17 protein-coding genes are annotated in these 17,069 nt (G+C 65.9%); 10 read left to right on the plus strand and 7 right to left on the minus strand.

All coding sequences use genetic code 11. The features are described 5' to 3' along the window. Positions 1-8: 8 nt before the first annotated feature. From CH283_RS13750 to CH283_RS13760, 3 genes are read right to left on the minus strand one after another with little or no spacing between them, the layout of a single operon-like run. Complete coding sequence (locus CH283_RS13750) at positions 9-293, minus strand: hypothetical protein (protein ID WP_068049442.1); 285 nt, start codon at positions 291-293, stop codon at positions 9-11. A gap of 4 nt (positions 294-297) precedes the next feature. Then, positions 298-573, minus strand: coding sequence for an Asp23/Gls24 family envelope stress response protein (locus CH283_RS13755; RefSeq protein WP_068049455.1), 276 nt, complete (start codon positions 571-573; stop codon positions 298-300). A gap of 11 nt (positions 574-584) precedes the next feature. Beyond that, a complete protein-coding gene (locus tag CH283_RS13760) occupies positions 585-1,076 on the minus strand; it encodes an Asp23/Gls24 family envelope stress response protein (RefSeq protein ID WP_068049443.1) in 492 nt (163 codons plus the stop codon). Between the two features lie 149 nt (positions 1,077-1,225). On the opposite strand from CH283_RS13760, the gene CH283_RS13765 reads away from it, so the two are divergent. From CH283_RS13765 to CH283_RS13800, 8 genes are all read left to right on the plus strand, one after another. After that, positions 1,226-1,813, plus strand: coding sequence for an RNA polymerase sigma factor (locus CH283_RS13765; protein WP_082898669.1), 588 nt, complete (start codon positions 1,226-1,228; stop codon positions 1,811-1,813). Beyond that, the gene (locus CH283_RS13770) at positions 1,798-2,256 is read left to right on the plus strand and encodes a hypothetical protein (protein WP_068049445.1); all 459 of its coding nucleotides are present in this window, start codon (positions 1,798-1,800) and stop codon (positions 2,254-2,256) included. Before CH283_RS13765 ends, CH283_RS13770 begins: the two co-directional genes overlap by 16 nt. A 123-nt stretch (positions 2,257-2,379) precedes the next feature. Next, entirely contained in the window at positions 2,380-2,463 is an 84-nt protein-coding gene (locus CH283_RS13775) for a potassium-transporting ATPase subunit F (RefSeq protein ID WP_082898670.1), read from the plus strand. Between the two features lie 7 nt (positions 2,464-2,470). After that, on the plus strand, positions 2,471-4,135 hold the full coding sequence (gene kdpA, locus CH283_RS13780) for a potassium-transporting ATPase subunit KdpA (RefSeq protein ID WP_094638312.1): 1,665 nt from the start codon (positions 2,471-2,473) through the stop codon (positions 4,133-4,135). Further along, a complete protein-coding gene (gene kdpB, locus CH283_RS13785; RefSeq protein WP_094638311.1) occupies positions 4,132-6,132 on the plus strand; it encodes a potassium-transporting ATPase subunit KdpB in 2,001 nt (666 codons plus the stop codon). The genes kdpA and kdpB overlap by 4 nt, the downstream gene beginning before the upstream one ends. 2 nt (positions 6,133-6,134) lie before the next feature. Continuing rightward, positions 6,135-6,791, plus strand: a complete 657-nt coding sequence (locus tag CH283_RS13790; protein WP_094638310.1) for a potassium-transporting ATPase subunit C — start codon at positions 6,135-6,137, stop codon at positions 6,789-6,791. Beyond that, on the plus strand, positions 6,775-9,228 hold the full coding sequence (locus CH283_RS13795) for a sensor histidine kinase (protein ID WP_068049452.1): 2,454 nt from the start codon (positions 6,775-6,777) through the stop codon (positions 9,226-9,228). Before CH283_RS13790 ends, CH283_RS13795 begins: the two co-directional genes overlap by 17 nt. Continuing rightward, positions 9,225-9,902 (plus strand): response regulator, encoded by a 678-nt coding sequence (locus CH283_RS13800; protein WP_094638309.1) that lies wholly within the window; start codon positions 9,225-9,227, stop codon positions 9,900-9,902. Before CH283_RS13795 ends, CH283_RS13800 begins: the two co-directional genes overlap by 4 nt. Before the next feature lie 12 nt (positions 9,903-9,914). On the opposite strand, the gene ggt is transcribed toward CH283_RS13800, so the two are convergent. From ggt to CH283_RS13815, 3 genes are all read right to left on the minus strand, one after another. Further along, positions 9,915-11,846 carry a gamma-glutamyltransferase gene (ggt, locus tag CH283_RS13805; RefSeq protein ID WP_094638308.1) on the minus strand — a complete coding sequence of 644 codons (1,932 nt, stop codon included), beginning with the start codon at positions 11,844-11,846 and terminating at the stop codon, positions 9,915-9,917. Positions 11,847-11,867: 21 nt separating this feature from the next. Further along, positions 11,868-14,099: a putative bifunctional diguanylate cyclase/phosphodiesterase gene (locus CH283_RS13810; protein ID WP_094638306.1), complete on the minus strand. Its 2,232-nt coding sequence runs from the start codon at positions 14,097-14,099 to the stop codon at positions 11,868-11,870. A 166-nt stretch (positions 14,100-14,265) separates the two neighbouring features. Further along, positions 14,266-15,240 (minus strand): NAD(P)/FAD-dependent oxidoreductase, encoded by a 975-nt coding sequence (locus tag CH283_RS13815; RefSeq protein ID WP_068049462.1) that lies wholly within the window; start codon positions 15,238-15,240, stop codon positions 14,266-14,268. Positions 15,241-15,477: 237 nt separating this feature from the next. On the opposite strand from CH283_RS13815, the gene CH283_RS13820 reads away from it, so the two are divergent. Next, on the plus strand, positions 15,478-15,720 hold the full coding sequence (locus CH283_RS13820) for a hypothetical protein (protein ID WP_255183204.1): 243 nt from the start codon (positions 15,478-15,480) through the stop codon (positions 15,718-15,720). On the opposite strand, the gene CH283_RS28295 is transcribed toward CH283_RS13820, so the two are convergent. Further along, on the minus strand, positions 15,717-15,872 hold the full coding sequence (locus tag CH283_RS28295; protein WP_176460451.1) for a hypothetical protein: 156 nt from the start codon (positions 15,870-15,872) through the stop codon (positions 15,717-15,719). The genes CH283_RS13820 and CH283_RS28295 overlap by 4 nt on opposite strands. A 254-nt stretch (positions 15,873-16,126) precedes the next feature. On the opposite strand from CH283_RS28295, the gene CH283_RS13825 reads away from it, so the two are divergent. Then, complete coding sequence (locus CH283_RS13825) at positions 16,127-17,020, plus strand: SGNH/GDSL hydrolase family protein (RefSeq protein WP_255183205.1); 894 nt, start codon at positions 16,127-16,129, stop codon at positions 17,018-17,020. The last annotated feature ends 49 nt before the right edge of the window (positions 17,021-17,069 follow it).

The raw sequence follows: 17,069 nt of genomic DNA on the forward strand, positions 1-17,069 counted from the left end.
ATCTCCACTCAGAGTTCGAAGTAGTTGCGCCTGGTGACGCGTTTGCGGATACGAGCGATCCGCTTGGGAAGTGTGCGTAGCGGGGACGGAATCGAGGATGCACGGAATGCCGTCGGTGTGCTCGCTGCGTTGACAGGGGCCGAGGGCAGCACCGCGAATCTTCGGTCGACATCTGCGAGTGCGGCCATGTACCGGGCCGGGTCGCCGCCGATGTCGGGGTGGTGTTCGCGTGCCACAGCGCGCCGAGCCGCCTTGTACTCGGCGGCTCGGTCGTGCGCTGCGTGCTGGTTCACCTGGTCAGACTCGCACAATGTCCTCGACGGTGACGTGCACGGGCCCGTCGACCATCGTCGCCACTGTGCGTCGTACTGCATCGGCCGTCTCGCGGACTGCGACTCCGAACTCCAGCGATACGTGGACCTCGGTCCCGTCCTCACCGATTCGGATGCCGGCGATACGACGCCCGGGCAGATACGTAGCGGCCTCACCGAACATGCCGCCGTGCAGCCCGACGACACCGTCGATCGCCAGTACGGCGTCGGCGATGTCCTCGGACCTGTCACGTTCCGTCATGTGCGGGTCGGTCACTGCACTCGGGTGGTGGCGGGCTCGCTGGTGGTGTCTTCGTCGTCCGAGCCGTCGTCGAGGTAGATGTCGTGAACGACGATGTTGACCTCGGTGACCTCGAGGCCGGTCATGCGCTCGACGGCGTTGATGACGTTGCGACGGATGCCCGCTGCGAGGTCTGCGATGGAAACGCCGTAGTCGGCGACGATGTCGATGTCGACCGCTGCCTGACGCTCGCCGACCTCGACCGACACGCCCTGCGACTGGTTGACGCGGGCACCGGGGATGCGCTCGCGGAGAGCGCCGATTGCGCGGCTGGCTCCGCCGCCGACGGCGTGCACTCCCTGGACCTCACGGGTGGCGATGCCGGCGATCTTGGAGACGACGGTATCGGCAATGGTGGTGCGGCCCTGCGAGCTGACGAGCACGGAGTCCGACTTGGTGGTGATGTCGGTCTTTCCTTCGCCTGCTGCGGATACGGTTGCCTTGGTGTCCGTCGTGGAGCTCATGAATGCCTCTCTTCGTTGTGTGTCTTCGGTGCAGAGTGTGTGACAGGAGTTGGTCGTAGCTCGATCGGTGAAACGCACGTCCGAATAAAGTGACCTACGTCATAGATTACGTCCACTGGTAAACCGGTATCGAAAGACTTGCGTGATCGATGACCACGATGAAGCGAACTGGGGGCCCGATGGAGTGGGTTGACGCGTCGGACCGCGTTCTCGTCGGCGCTGCGGCGCTGGGCGAGACCGATGCGTTCGAGGAGATCGTCCGGCGCTACGGCCCGGAGATGTTCCGCTATGCGCGCAACATGCTGTCCGATCAAGGTGCCGCCGAGGAGGTGGTGCAGGACGCTTTTGTGGCAGCGTGGAAGGGCCTCGACAATTTCCGTGGGGACTCGGCTCTGCGAACATGGTTGTTCTCGTTGGTCTCGCACAAGGTGATCGACCATCGCCGCAAGCGCAGCGTTCCACCCGCCGAAGATTGGTTGTTCGAGCGCAAGAGCACCGGCGCGGGCAGCAATCCAGAGGCCGATGTCGAGGCCGACAGCTTCATGACCGAGCTGGGCGTCGCGCTGTCGGAGCTGCCGTACCGCCAGCGGGCCTGTTGGTTGCTTCGCGAGGTCGAGGGCCTGACGCATCCCGAGATCGGCGCGATCATGACGTTGTCCGCAGGCGCAGTACGTGGTCAGTTGACCAGAGCACGAGCAACATTGAGCGAAAGGTTGGCAACATGGCGAACCCAGTAGAGCCGGATTCGGTTCTCGCGCGTGCTGCCACCGAACTTCGGGACGCACCGCAGGAACCGAATTGGGTGGACATCAGCGCGTCCATCCTCACGAAGGTACGTAACACCACCAGGCGTACGTGGCCTATCGACAGCGCGTATCCGCTCGGCTCCACGGCGGGACCGGCGGACTCGCTGCGGATCAGCGATCACATCGTCAAGACGACGCTCCGGCGTGCACTCGCAGGTGTACGCGGCGCGCAACCGACCGAGATCGACCTCGACCTCGACGACCATGCCTGTATCGGCCTGTTCGTCGCGGTGATCGGGGTGTACGGCGACGACCTGCAGGCCGCGGGAGAAGAGCTCGCGACCATCGCGATCGATACCGTGTCGGATCTGCTGGGCACCACCCTCGAACGCGATGTCGTGGAGATCCGCGTCGACGACATCGAGGAGCGCTAGCGGATCGCCATGGTCGGTGGAGCGCTGGCGCTGACGTAAAAACTGCGTCATGACCGCTGGTCGACGGCGTAAGAAAGCGTAAGGAACGCGGTTCGGCTCGGTCGCGGGATTCAGGATCGAGCAATGACCGAATTGCTCTGTCTCGTGGTTGCCGCATGTGTTGCGGTGTACCTGTTCGTCGCTCTCCTCGATCCGGAGAGGTTCTGACGCCGCCATGAATCCTGCTCTTGTCGCGGGCCTGCAGATCGCGGTGGTGATCGTCGTGCTGGCTGCGGCGTACGTACCGCTCGGCGACTACATGGCCCGAGTGTTCGACTCGTCCCACGACACGCGCGTCGAACGTCTGCTCTATCGGGTGGCTCGGGTGAACTCCGCCTCCGAACAGACGTGGGTGGGTTACTCCACCAGTCTGCTGGGGTTCTCGTTCGCCGGCGTCGTGTTCCTGTTCGTACTGCAGCGAATTCAGGGTGTGCTGCCGCTGAACGGGGGCCTGTCCGGGGTCAGCCCGGCGATGGCGTTCAACACCGCCGCGTCGTTCGTCACCAACACCAACTGGCAGTCGTACGTCCCCGAGACCACGCTGTCCAACCTGACGCAGCCGCTGGGTCTCGCGGTGCAGAACTTCGTCTCTGCCGCAGTCGGTCTCGCGGTTGCGATCGCCGTCATCCGTGGCTTCGTGCGTGTCTCCACCGGCGGTGAGCTCGGCAACTTCTGGATCGACCTCACTCGCGGAACACTGCGCATTCTGTTGCCGCTGGCGCTGCTGGTGGCCGTGATCATGCTGACTCAGGGCACCATCATGTCGTTCTCGACCGGATTCACCTCCACCGGACTGGACGGGCAGACGGTCACCAATGCGCTTGCGCCCGTTGCCTCTCAGGAGGCGATCAAGGAAATCGGCACCAACGGCGGCGGCATCCTCGCAGCCAACTCGGCGCATCCGTTCGAGAACCCGACCCCGCTGACCAACATCGTGCAGATCATCTCGCTGCTGTTGATCCCGGTCGCGCTCACCCGCACGTTCGGCACCATGATCGGCAACCGCAAGCAGGGCCTGACGCTGCTGGCGGTCATGGCGACGCTCTGGGCCACGCTGCTGACGGTCACGCTGTTCGCCGAGTCCGGAACCCGGGGCGTCGCAGCCACCGCTGCGGGCGCGATGATGGAAGGCAAGGAAGTCCGCTTCGGCATTCCGGCGTCGGCGCTGTTCGCCGTGTCCACCACCGGAACATCGACCGGTGCAGTCAATTCCGCACACGACAGTATGTCTGCACTCGGCGGCGGAACAGTACTGCTGAACATGCTGTTCGGCGAGATCGCACCCGGCGGCGTCGGCACCGGCCTGTACGGATTGCTCGTGCTCGCGGTCATCGCCGTGTTCGTCGGTGGCCTGCTCGTCGGCCGCACTCCCGAGTTCCTCGGCAAGAAGCTGGGTCGACGCGCCATCACGATGGCCGCACTGTCGGTACTGGTGATGCCGATCCTCGTGCTCGTCGGCACGTCCATCACCGTGATGCTCGAATCGACGACCAGCTATCAGGGCAATCCCGGCATCCACGGCTTCACCGAGGTGCTCTACGCCTACGCGTCGGCCTCCAACAACAACGGCAGCGCCTTCGGTGGACTGACGGTGACGAGCGACTGGTTCCAGATCTCCCTCGGTGTCGCGATGCTGCTCGGCCGCTTCCTGCCGATCGTCTTCGTGCTGGCCCTGGCCGGATCGCTGGCGACGACCAAACGCAGCGCACCCAACGCAGGCACCCTCCCCACCGACGGGCCGCTGTTCGGCACATTGCTGATCGGCACCGCGATTCTCGTCGCCGCCCTCACGTTCTTCCCCGCACTTGCTCTCGGACCCATAGCAGAGGCCATGCAATGAACCTGTCACTGAGAACGGCCGTACCCGGCGCGTTCCGCAAACTCGACCCGCGGCACCTGGCCCGCAACCCGGTCATGTTCGTCGTCTTCCTCGGCTCCATCGTCACCACCGTCCTCTCGATCGCCCAGCCGTCGGTGTTCGCCTGGTTCGTCACCGGATGGCTCTGGTTCACGGTGCTGTTCGCCAACCTCGCCGAATCCGTGGCCGAGGGCCGCGGCAAGGCCCAGGCCGCCAGCCTGCGAAAGGTCAAGCAGGACACTGTTGCCCGACGGCGCACAGCATCCGGAGTGGAAGAGGTCGCCGGTGCCGAATTGCTCGTCGGCGACGAGGTGATCGTCTCGGCAGGTGAGGTCATTCCCGGTGACGGCGACGTCATCGAGGGCATCGCCACCGTCGACGAGTCGGCGATCACCGGAGAATCGGCTCCCGTGGTGCGCGAGTCCGGCGGCGACCGATCGGCGGTGACCGGCGGAACCATCGTGCTCTCGGACGAGATCGTCGTGAAAATCACTGCAGCGCAGGGTGAGACCTTCGTCGATCGAATGATTGCACTCGTCGAGGGCGCGGCTCGGCAGAAGACACCGAACGAGATCGCGCTCAACATTCTTCTTGCGTCCCTGACGATCGTGTTCCTCTTCGCCGTCGTCGCCATCGGTCCGATGTCGAACTACGCGGGGCAGCAACAGGATCCGATCCAGCTGATCGCACTGTTGGTCTGCCTCATCCCCACCACGATCGGCGCGCTGCTCTCGGCGATCGGCATCGCGGGCATGGACCGCCTGGTGCAGCGCAACGTGCTGGCGATGTCCGGACGCGCAGTGGAAGCGGCAGGCGACATCGACACGTTGCTGATGGACAAGACCGGCACCATCACCTTCGGAAATCGACGCGCGACCGGACTGCACCCGGCCACAGGCGTCGACGCCGTCGAACTGGCTCGGGCAGCTCGACTGTCCTCACTCGCCGACGGCACCCCCGAGGGCCGCAGCATCGTCGAACTGGTCGAGCGTGACTTCGAATCTTCGATGGCAGAAGGCGAATCCGAGCGCGGCGAGTTCGTGGCCTTCACGGCGCAGACTCGGATGAGCGGGCTGGACCTTCCGGGCATGGAGATCCGTAAGGGTGCAGCGGATTCGGTCTACAGTTGGATCCGTGAGGGCGGCGGCACGGCGGATCTCGACGCCACCGTGCACGACATCGCCCAGAACGGCGGTACGCCGCTGGTGGTGGCGGTACGCGAAACCGGTTCTGCTGCTCGTGCTCTCGGTGTCGTGGAGCTCTCCGACGTGGTCAAGCCGGGCATCGCCGAGCGGTTCGCACAGCTGCGCGCCATGGGAATTCGGACGGTCATGGTGACCGGCGACAACCCGCTCACCGCCAAGGCCATCGCCGCCGAGGCCGGGGTCGACGATTACCTCGCCGAGGCGACGCCCGAGGACAAGCTCACGCTGATCCGGCAGGAACAGGAGGGCGGCAGGCTGGTCGCGATGACAGGCGACGGGACCAACGACGCCCCGGCTCTCGCCCAGGCCGACGTCGGTGTCGCGATGAACACCGGCACCTCGGCCGCCAAGGAAGCCGGCAACATGGTCGACCTCGATTCCGACCCGACCAAGTTGATCGAGATCGTCGAGATCGGCAAGCAGCTCCTCATCACCCGCGGCGCGCTGACGACGTTCTCGCTGGCCAACGATCTGGCGAAGTACTTCGCGATTCTGCCGGCGATGTTCTCCACCGTCTATCCGCAGTTCGGTGGGCTGAACATCATGCGTCTGGCGACGCCGGAATCGGCGATCCTGTCTGCGGTGATCTTCAATGCACTGGTGATCGTCGCGCTGATCCCGTTGGCGCTCAAAGGTGTTCGCTACACCCCGGCACCGGCGGCAGCGTTGCTGCGCCGGAACCTGCTGGTGTACGGCGTCGGCGGCGTCATCAGCCCGTTCGTCGGCATCTGGCTCATCGACCTCCTCGTTCGACACATTCCAGGGATTGGCTGATCATGCGCTTCGTACAGGGATTTCTTCGCCAGGTTGTTGCCGGCTTCGCAGTGCTGCTGGCATTGACGGTCGTGCTCGGCATCGGCTACCCGGCCGTGGTCTGGGGCATCAGCCGTATCGGGACCGACTCCGCCGAGGGTTCGCCGCTGCGCGACGCCCGGGGCTGCGTCGTCGGAAGCTCGTTGATCGGCGTCGACCCGCAGGTGGCTCAGGGAGAGCCGGATCCGTTCTTCCACACCCGCGTCACCGGGTCGGTGTCCGACGACGACGCGTTCGCTCCGGGGGATCCGGCCGCGGCCCTGCCGACCAACCAGGGGCCGTCGAGCGAGGTGCTGGCGTCGTTCGTCGAGCAGCGCCGCGCTGCCATCGCGGCCCGGGAGAACGTCGATCCGGCTGCGGTACCGGCCGATGCCGTCACCGGGTCCGGTTCGGGGATCGATCCCGACATCAGTCCCGCCTACGCGGCCATCCAGATCGCGCGAGTCGCTCAGGTGAACGGAGCCTCGGTGAGCGACGTCGAGGCTCTGGTCGCCGAGTACACGCACGGGCCGCAGTACGGTGTACTCGGTGCCGAAGCGGTGAACGTTCCGGAGTTGAACCTGGCACTACGGGACACATACCGGCCGGGTGAGGAGACAGGCTGTGGCGGACAGGGGTGAGCTGCGGATCTACCTCGGCGCAGCACCCGGCGTCGGCAAGACCTTCGCCATGCTCGGCGAGGCGCATCGACTGCGCAGCCGGGGCTGCGACGTCGTGGCGGCCGTGGTCGAGACACACGGCCGAGCGCGAACGATCGACGCGCTCGACGGCATCGAAGTGCTGCCGATGGCGACCGTCGAGTACCGCGGGTCCTCGGCGCAGGAACTCGATCTCGACGCCGTCCTGGCCCGAAAGCCGCAGGTGGTGCTCGTCGACGAACTGGCGCACACCAACACCCCGGGCAGCGTGCACGGCAAGCGGTGGCAGGACGTCGAAGTGCTGCTCGACGCAGGCATCGACGTCATCTCCACCCTCAACGTCCAGCATCTCGAATCGCTCAACGACGTGGTGCAGCAGATCACCGGAGTGCCGCAGCGAGAGACTGTGCCCGACAGCGTCGTTCGAGCCGCTGACGAGGTCGAGTTGGTCGACATCACCCCCGAGGCGCTGCGCAGCAGATTGCGGCACGGCAACGTCTACGCCGCCGAGAAGGTCGACGCCGCACTGAGCAACTACTTCCGCGGCGGCAACCTCACTGCCTTGCGCGAGCTGGCGCTGCTGTGGATCGCCGATCAGGTCGACGCGGCACTGGTGAAGTACCGCAAGGACAATCGCATCACCGACACGTGGGAGGCCCGCGAGCGCGTGGTGGTGGCGGTGACCGGTGGCCCGGAATCGGAAACGTTGCTGCGCCGCGCCAGTCGCATCGCCTCGAAGTCCAGTGCCGAGCTGATGGTGCTGCACATCGTCCGCGGCGACGGGCTCATGGGTGTCTCGGCACCGCAGATGGGTTCGGTGCGCAAGCTGGCCGCCGGGCTGGGTGCCAGCGTGCACAGTGTCGTCGGCGACGACGTGCCGACGACGCTGCTCGACTTCGCCCGCGGGGTGAATGCGACGCAGCTGGTGATCGGCACCTCGAGACGGTCACGTGCCGCCCGCATCCTCGACGAGGGCATCGGCGCGGCGGTGGTGCAGAACTCGGGAAAGATCGACGTACACATGGTCACCCACGCCGAGCAAGCCACCCGCAGGGGCATGCAGGTCGATTCGGGTCGTCGACGGATCATCGCGTGGGTCGCCGCCGTCCTGGTGCCGTGCCTGGCCGCCGCCGTACTGAGCACGGTCGGACCGGACTTCGACTCCAGCGGTGAGAGCGCCCTGTTCTTCATGGTGGTGCTGTGCGTCGCGCTGCTGGGAGGGGTTGCGCCGGCAGCACTCTCGGCATTGATCGCGGGCTTCCTGCTCAACTACTTCTTCACCACACCCCGGTACAGCCTGACGATCGCCGAGCCCGACAACTTCGTCGTCACCGTCGTGCTGCTCCTCGTCGCCGTTGCCGTCGCCGCCCTCGTCGACGCCGCCGCCCGGCGGACGCGTCAGGCACGCCGGGCCACCCAGGAAGCCGAGCTGTTGACGCTGTTCGCCGGATCGGTACTCCGCGGAGCGGATCTGACCGCACTCCTCGAACGCGCCCGTGAGACCTATCGGCAGACGGGCGTTGCGCTGTGGGACAACCAGTCCGGATCCATCGTGGGCAGCGCCGGCGCGCAGGCTCCTGTCGATCGTGCCGCAGCCGACACCGAGGTCGACGCGGGCGACTTCACGTTGCTGCTCGTCGGCGAACGTACCCGCGCGCACGATCGGCGGGTACTCGCGGCGGTGGCCAACCAAGCGGCCGGCATGGTCCGTCAGGCGCGTCTCGCCGAGGAAGCCAGCCGAGCCAACGCGCTCGCCGAGGCCGACGCGTTGCGTCGAGCATTGCTCTCGGCCGTGAGCCACGATCTGCGGACGCCACTGTCGGCGGTCAAGGCGGCGTCCTCGTCGCTGCGCAGCACCGACGTTCAGTTCTCGCCCGAGGACACCGACGAATTGCTCGCCACCATCGACGAATCGGCCGATCAGCTGACCGCGTTGGTGAGTAACTTGCTCGACTCCTCGCGGCTGCAGGCCGGCGTGGTTCAGCCCAGTCTGCGACCCGTTTTCGTCGACGACGTGTTGGGCGGCGCATTGATCGGAGCCGACGATCGGGTTCGTGTGGACGTGGGCGATGTAGAAGTGCTGGCGGACCCGGGACTGCTCGAGCGGGTACTGGCGAACCTGGTGCACAACAGTGCCCGCTACGCTCCCACCGGGGACATCATCGTCAGTGCGGCGGTGCACGGCGAGTGGGCGAGTATCTCCGTCGCCGACCACGGACCCGGCATCTCCGAGGGAGCCGAGGAGACGATGTTCGACGCGTTCCAACGCCTCGGGGATCGCGACAACTCGGTGGGCGTCGGGCTCGGGTTGTCGGTGGTGCGAGGATTCGTACGGGCGATGGGCGGTACCGTCACGGCATCGAACACCGTGGGCGGCGGGCTGACGATGACGGTCGAGTTGAAGGCGGCGAGTAGGTGAAGGTGCGGGTGCTCGTCGTCGACGACGAGCCGCAGATCGTGCGGGCGCTGCGAATCAACCTCAACGTGCGTGGGTTCGAGGTGGTCAGCGCGGCGAGCGGCGGAGAGGCGCTGCGGGTGGCCGCGAACTTCCACCCGGACATCGTGATTCTCGACCTCGGGCTGCCCGACATCGACGGAATCGACGTCATCGCCGGTCTGCGCGGCTGGACCGACGTACCGATCCTGGTGCTCTCGGCTCGCACCGATTCGGCCGATACCGTCGAGGCACTCGACGCCGGTGCCGACGACTTCGTCACCAAGCCCTTCGGCATGGACGAGTTGCTGGCCCGATTGCGCGCCGCCCTGCGCCGTGGACCGCACTCCGTCGCCGACCCCGTTGTTGTCACCGAGGACTTCACCGTCGACCTCGCCACGAAAACCGTTGTGCGAGATGGTGTGAGCGTGCACCTGACCCGTACCGAATGGGGGGTTCTCGAACTACTGGTGCGCAACGAGGGCAAGCTGGTGTCGCAGAAGGACATACTGCGCACAGTCTGGGGACCCGGGCATGAGCGCGAAACACATTATCTGCGAATCTATCTCGGCCAACTGCGACAGAAGCTCGAACGAGATCCGGCCTCCCCGGTGCATCTGATCACCGAAACCGGTATGGGCTACCGGTTTGTGAGTTGACCGCGCTCGCACCTATCCACCGAGTACCTCACCCTCGCGGCGTGGGTCCGCTCCCCCGATCCAACCGCCGTCGGTTCGTTGCAGTGCACTCAGGCCGCTGGACTGGTCGGCGACCGAGACCTGGTGGCCCATCTCGCGGAGCGCCGCGACCACAGGATCGTTCTCGCCCATCACGTTCGGGTGTTCGCCGCCGTAGTTGGTCGACGGGGTGTTGGCCGCACCGAAGTCGACCATCGACACCGCCTGCTGCGGATCCATGCCCCAATCGAGCAGTCCCACCAGTGTTTTGACGACGAACTGGATGATCACCGAACCGCCGGGAGAGCCGGCGACGAGCGCCAGATCTCCGCGCGTGCCGTCTTCGTTTCGGTCGAAGACCAGGGTCGGTGCCATCGAGCTGCGTGGACGCTTCCCCGGCTCGACGCGATTGGCCACCGGCGTACCGTCCTCGGCCACCGGCGATGCCGAGAAGTCGGTGAGCTGATTGTTGAGCAGGAAGCCGTCGACCATGTGGAACGAGCCGAAAGCCGACTCGACGGTCGTCGTCATCGAGGCGGCATTGCCCTGGCTGTCTACGACGGAGATGTGGCTGGTGCCGAACTCGGGATCGGTGGACGACGCGAACTGCACCGGGCCGAAGTCGCCGGGCTGTGCTGTGCCCATGGATCTGCCCTCGTCGATCAGTCCCGCTCGCTCACTGAGATATTCGGGATCGAGCAGTGCATCGGGGGATCCACCGGGCAGTGGTACGAAGTCCGGATCGGCGACGTACTTGTCGCGGTCGGCGTAGGCCAGGCGCTCGGCCTCGGCGATCAGGTGCACGCCTTCGGCCGTCGGGGTTCCGCCGTTGGCGTCCATTCCCGTCGGGGCGTATTGCGCGAGATCGAAATTCGACAGAATCCCCATCGCCGACGCCACCGCGATACCGCCCGAGGACGGGCCGGGCATACCGCAGATGTCGTGATCGCGATACTCGGTGCAGACGGCCGTGCGGGTCTTGGGTTCGTACGCGGCGAGATCCTCCAGCGTGATCTGTCCGGGGGTACGGCCGGCGGTGGTGTCCGCGGTCGCGTCGACGATGGCCTGCGCGATGTCACCGGTGTAGAAGGCGTCTGCCCCGTCGGTTGCGATGGCGGACAGCGTCTTCGACATCGCCGGGTTGTTCAGCACCGTCCCGGCCGGCTTGCCGGTGCCGTCCGGCTGCAGGAAGTAATCCTTGGACGCGGGGTCGAGGGCGAGCTTCGGGGCCGAGTCGGCAATGGACGATGCCATGCGCGGGCTGATCTCGATTCCGTTGTCGGCGAGACCGATTGCGGGTTCGAACAGCTCCCCCCACTGCTTGGTGCCGTGATCGTCGTGGGCTTGCTCGAGCATCCGCAGCACCCCGGGGACGCCGATCGATCGACCGCTCGAACGGGCATCGGGTTGAGGCAGAGTGCGATCGACGTCGTCGATGTACCGCAGGTAGTCGCCGGTCGCACTCATCGGGGCGGTCTCGCGGCCGTCGTAGCTCTGTACTTCACCGGTGGCCGCGTCGTAGTACATCAGGAAGGCCCCGCCGCCGATGCCGGAGGACTGCGGCTCGACGAGACCGAGCATCGTCTGCGCCACGATCAGCGCGTCGGCCGCGGTGCCACCGTCACGCAGGACCGCGCACGCGGCCTCGGTGGAAACCGGGTTGGCCGTCGAGACGGAGTACGAGGCCGTCTCCACCGGAGCCATGTCGGATCGATACCCGGTCGCCACTTCGGGATTGGTGGAGATGTCACCCGAACTCGCATTCGGCGTCCCCTCTACCGGGGTGCCGCCGCTGGCACCGAGAACACAGCTGTTCTCGGACGCGGGGTCGGGATCGGTGCTCTCGCTGCTACTGCACGCGGCGAGCGGCACCAGCAGTAGGGCACACGCAAGGACAGTCGAGCGGTGCACTCCGATTACAGACACCGCCCGACGCTAACACCCGGCTCACCTGCCGGCACGGGTCTCGGCAGATTCGAGAAGCCAATGTGCGACGGGTGCCGGTCTACCGAACAGAAAGCCCTGCGCGAAGCGGCATTCGAGAGCCTCGATGATCGCGGCCTGCTCCTCGGTCTCGACGCCCTCGGCCACCGTGGCCACCGGCAGCGCCGACGCCATGGCGACGATCGCGCGAATCAGCTGCGTGTCGGATTCCGAAGTGCCGATCTGGTGGACGAACGACTTGTCGATCTTGAGCAGTGCGATCGGCATCGCGCGCAGCCTGCTCAACGAGGAGTAGCCGATACCGAAGTCGTCGAGAACGATGAGCACACCCATCGCAGCGAGTCGGTCGAGAACGCTTTTCGCCGTACCCATGTCGTCGATCAGCACGCTCTCGGTGATCTCGAGGGCCAGATCCGCTCCTTGGAGGCCGTACGTGTCGAGCAGTCTCCCGACGATCACCGGCAACGAATCGTCACGCAACTGCATCGGGGACACGTTCACCGACATGGTGACGTCCTGCCCGTCGGAACGCAGTGTCACCAGATCCGACATCGCGGTGCGCAGCACCCATTCGCCGATTTCCTTGATGAGGTTGGTGGATTCGGCGATCGGGATGAACTCGTTGGGGGTACGCACTCGCCCCTGCCAGTTCCAGCGCAGAAGTGCCTCGTAGACGACGGTGGTGCGCGAGGTGGTCTCGATGATCGGCTGGTAGTACACCTCGAGCTCGCCGCGTCTGATTGCACCGCGCAGCGCGGTGGCGGTCTCGATCGCGGATGTGGCTCGCGCACGCAGGGACTCGTCGAAGAACGCGTAGCGCGCCGCGCCGAGAGATTTCGCGTGATACATCGCGGTGTCGGCCTCGCGGATGGCGTCGTGCAGTCGGTCCGCGTCCGCGATTCCCACCGAGGCCGTGACGTATGCCGTTGCGGCGCTCAGAGGGAACGGCTCGTTCGTTCGATCGATGATGCGGCGGGCCAATGCTTCTGCTCCGCCGCGATCGCGGCGGGTCAACACGACGAACTCGTCACCGGCGTACCTGACCACGGTGTCGGCGGCACCGACGGCGGCGCGGATGCGTCGCGCTGCGGCCACGATGAGTTCGTCACCGACGCGGTGACCGTACGAGTCGTTGACCATCTTGAAGTTGTCGAGGTCGACGAACAGGACGCACGTGCGCCCCGGAGTCTGGGTGCGCTCGAGCCGGGTGAATTCCTCGTCGAGCATCGTGCGGTTCGGTAGGCCGGTCAACAGATCGTGAGCGGCCAGGTATTTCGCGTGCTCCTCACCGACCTGCACGCGGGTCAGCGCGCGTTCGCCGCGCAGGAAGGCCCCCACCAGAATCGAGGCGAGCAACAGGGATCGGACGATCAGATCTCCGGTGGACACGGCCGAGCCCAGCAGCGGGACCGTGGCGCAGACGACCAGCAGCATCACCACGAACACGACGCGGCGGTTGCTGTGCGCCGGTGCAGGAGTCTGCCGCTGGGAGACGGTACGCATCGACGGATCCAGGGCGGCCATCGCCAGGGCGAGATACGCGAACAGGTAGATGCCGTCGAGCAATCCCGAGGACGGCGCGTCGTCGGTTGTGGCCGCGAACGCGTACGAGATGTCGCCGACGAGTGTCGCGACGAGCGCGAGCAGAGCCCACTGCAGCGCGGGGGTGCGGGGTTTGGACGAGAACAGCAGGTAGGTGGTCAGGGTGATCAGTGCTGCGTCGATCGCCGGATACAGCCCGTTGACCACGGTCGATGCCGACGACCGGGGAGATTCGAGGGCCGGGGAGATGAACAGCAACCACGACAGGAACAGGGTGCCGAGGAAGATCAGGCCTGCATCGACGAGCGGAGTGATGTCGTCGATCGACTGTCGATCTCGGATCCACCGCGACAGTGCGTACCCTACGAGGGCGTACCCGGTCAGGGTGAACAGATCCGGCAGCAGCGGGAACGAATGGTTCAGTGCGGTGGGATCGCTGCGGAGCGAGACCCCGAACATGAACAGCACCGAGGCACCGAACAGTGCCCACCAGCACCGAGAGTCGTCGGGACGGTATCGACGGATAGCGGCGCTGATGGCCAGCACCGATCCGACTGCGACGGTGGCGAGCACGCCGGCCCGTATTCCGGCGTCGCCGAGAACGAAGACGGTGCTCGCGACGACGACCACGGCACCCAGACCGACGGTTCGTACGGTGTGCATGGTGAAGGGCGCAGCGACCTTCGTATTCATCGAAGGACCTACTTCCTTCTCGCTCGTAGCGTTCGCATGGCTGTTCGCGACGCCTCCATGGGTGAATATACGTCTTTGCGCAGCGCACACGGAGCCGAAGCCGGCCTGTAGGTGGGAAAAGCTCAACAGATGTTGTGACAGCTCACGGGTGTCGGTCTCCGGGCATCTACGAAGCGATGGCCTTTGCCCGTTCGACGGCGATGCGAACCTCCTCCTCGATCAGGTCACCGTTGATAGCCGCGCCTGCCTTCACTCCGGCCGCGGACGCCGCCACGACGGTGTCCATCGGTGCGGACACGTTGCCTGCAACCCACACGCCGGGAACGGAGGTGGCGCCGACGGGATCGGCCTCGACGTACGTGCCGAGGACGTGGTCGTTCATGACCATCTCGGTCGTGGCGAGCCCCAGCGACAACAGGACGTCTGCGCGGGAGGTGAAGTTGGGTCCGACGACCAACGCGTCGAGCGGGATCTGCGTGCCGCTCGCGAGTGTCACTCCGACGATTGCGTCGCCGTCGACATCGACCCGAGCGATCTCCCCGTCGACGACCTCGATGCCACGTGCGGCGAGTCGTTCGAGGTCCTCTTCGGCCGAATTCGGTGCCGTGTGCGCGAACACCGTGACGTGCTCGGTGAGCTGACGCCACATCTGTGCCTGATGCCCGACCATGGCGCTGCCGATGATGCCGATCCTGCGATCGCGTACCTCCCAGCCGTGGCAGTAAGGGCAGTGCAGTACGTCGCGCCCCCACCGATCGGCGAGGCCGGGGATGTCGGGCAGTACATCGGTGAGGCCGGTGGTGACCAGGAGGCGGCGGCCGCGGACGACGGAACCGTCGGCGAGAGTCACCTCGAACCCGGCTTCGGTTCGACTCGCGGACGTCGCGACACCCTCGACGATGCGTGCGCCGTAGTGTCGCGCCTCGTCTCGGCCGAGGCGTACCAGCTCGAGAGGCGATTCCCCGTCGCGGGTGAGGTAGTTGTGTGAATGCGCTGCCGGAGCGTTGCGGGGATCGCCCGCGTCGATGATCGCGACGGATCGTCGGGAACGGCCGAGGGCCACGGCGGCGCTGAGTCCGGCGACTCCGCCGCCGACGATGATCGCGTCGACCGGAGTGTGTCGATCGGTGTCTGTAGTCATTGGAAGAGTGTCCGACACGGTCCGGAAGTTGGCAATAATTCTTGCCAGGACAGCAAATGGTAGAAGCGGAAGATACCCCAGGTCCGGGTTGATGGCCGCAAATGGGCCAATTGCCGAATTGTGATCGTGCCGACTGGCACCGAGGCTGTCAGCGGGCGAAGTAAGCGCGGATCTACCGGTTGAACAGGGCGTTCACTCGAGGTCTACTGGTCGGTAAGAATCGAGCCGGGGGGGCGTATGGGGCATTTCGAGATCGGCGAGACCGTGATCACGGTACGCAATCTGGGGCAACTGCGGTGGCGCAGCGGGATACCGAAGGGCACCGTGGGAATCGTCGTCGGAGTCGACTGGCTCGGTGACGCTCGCGTGAGGTTCACCGTCGGCGATTCGACGCGCACCCGAGGTGAGACTGTGGAGCACATCGTCGCCGACGGCGACGTCCGCACGCTGCGGGCCGCTCCCCGCCGTCTGATCGGTTAGTTGCTGTCGGTTCGCTCGTCGTCGGTCGCGGGACCGGTTTCGATCGCTCCGCCTTCGCTCGACCAATCGTTGTCTTCTGCAGCCGCGGCCGGATCGGACGTCACGTCCTTCTCGGCGTCGGGGGTCTTCGAGTCGTTGTCGTGGGTAGTCATGATGCCGGACTACCCGCGCGGCGGAAGAAGCAATCGTCGGCCACCGCGCGGGTGAGTATGCGGTGGTCTCTACAGCCCGAAGGGCAGCGTTCCCGGTGCCAGCTCGAAGCCACTGCTGCCAGCGGAAATGGAGCCGAAGCCGCTGAGGATCTGGTTGATGAACGCGGTGATCATGAAAATTCCTCTGTTCGATGCGATGGACGTCTGTCCTGGACAACCCGGTCGAGATTACCGGCATCTGTAGCGTCGAAGCTGTGAGGAGCCAGGGAATTCTCGTCTGTCTTGCTGTGTCCGCCTGCGTACTGGCGGGCTGTTCGTCGGACTCGTCGGTGTCGGAAGCGCCTGCTGGGTCGTCGGAGGACGCGTCCGTTCCGCTGAATTACGTCGCGCTGGGTGACTCGGCCGCATCGGGCCCGCGGATCCCCGATCAGGTCGGCGCACCGGGATGCCAGCAGTCCGATTCCAACTACCCACACGTACTCGCCGAGGACTTGGCAGTCGGCTCGTTCGTCGACGTCACCTGCTCGGGTGCGGTCACCGAGAACATCGTCTCCACTGCGCAGGGAACATCCAGCGGCGAGGTGCCCGTGCAACTCGATGCGCTGACCCCCGAGACCGATCTGGTGACCGTCACGATCGGCGGCAACGACATCGGGCTGGTCTCGACGGCAGTGCAGTGCCTGACGTTCGCGGACACCTCGGCCACCAACGTCTGCAGGGACCGGCTCACCGCAGGGGGCGTCGACTCCGTGGCCGCGGCCGTCGAGGACGCTGCACCGAGCTGGGGAGCGATGCTCGACGCGGTGGCCGAACGTGCGCCCGACGCGCGGATTCTGGTGGTCGGTTACGGCACCTATCTGCCCGACGGTGGCTGCTTCCCCACGCAACCGATGCTGCCGGAGGACGCCGACTACATCCAGGGCAGCATCACCGCCATGAACGAGGCACTGAAGCAGCAGGCGGACGAGCACGGTGCAGAGTTCGTCGACACCGAGGCGCTGAGTGTAGGCCACGACGTGTGCGTGGCTGCCGATCAGCGGTACTTCGAGGGGGTCGTCCCGCAGAATCCTGCCGCACCCCTGCATCCGACGGCGGCGGGAATGGCGGCGATCGGTGCCGCGGTGGCCTCGGCAGTGCGTGCCGGATAAGGGAACCACGACACCGTAACTGGCTCTTCTCCTGCGGGCCGGTCGACGT

It is taken from the genome of Rhodococcus sp. 05-2254-2, from assembly GCF_002259095.1.
GTDB lineage: Bacteria > Actinomycetota > Actinomycetes > Mycobacteriales > Mycobacteriaceae > Rhodococcoides.

Coding starts and splice junctions, on each gene's coding strand:
- CH283_RS13760 (WP_068049443.1), bottom strand. CDS start 1,076: ATGAGCTCCACGACGGACACCAAGGCAACCGTATCCGCAGCAGGCGAA.
- CH283_RS13775 (WP_082898670.1), top strand. CDS start 2,380: ATGACCGAATTGCTCTGTCTCGTGGTTGCCGCATGTGTTGCGGTGTAC.
- CH283_RS28295 (WP_176460451.1), bottom strand. CDS start 15,872: ATGACTACCCACGACAACGACTCGAAGACCCCCGACGCCGAGAAGGAC.
- CH283_RS13810 (WP_094638306.1), bottom strand. CDS start 14,099: ATGAATACGAAGGTCGCTGCGCCCTTCACCATGCACACCGTACGAACC.
- CH283_RS13790 (WP_094638310.1), top strand. CDS start 6,135: ATGCGCTTCGTACAGGGATTTCTTCGCCAGGTTGTTGCCGGCTTCGCA.
- CH283_RS13815 (WP_068049462.1), bottom strand. CDS start 15,240: ATGACTACAGACACCGATCGACACACTCCGGTCGACGCGATCATCGTC.
- CH283_RS13770 (WP_068049445.1), top strand. CDS start 1,798: ATGGCGAACCCAGTAGAGCCGGATTCGGTTCTCGCGCGTGCTGCCACC.
- CH283_RS13765 (WP_082898669.1), top strand. CDS start 1,226: ATGACCACGATGAAGCGAACTGGGGGCCCGATGGAGTGGGTTGACGCG.
- kdpB (WP_094638311.1), top strand. CDS start 4,132: ATGAACCTGTCACTGAGAACGGCCGTACCCGGCGCGTTCCGCAAACTC.
- CH283_RS13755 (WP_068049455.1), bottom strand. CDS start 573: ATGACGGAACGTGACAGGTCCGAGGACATCGCCGACGCCGTACTGGCG.
- kdpA (WP_094638312.1), top strand. CDS start 2,471: ATGAATCCTGCTCTTGTCGCGGGCCTGCAGATCGCGGTGGTGATCGTC.
- CH283_RS13820 (WP_255183204.1), top strand. CDS start 15,478: ATGGGGCATTTCGAGATCGGCGAGACCGTGATCACGGTACGCAATCTG.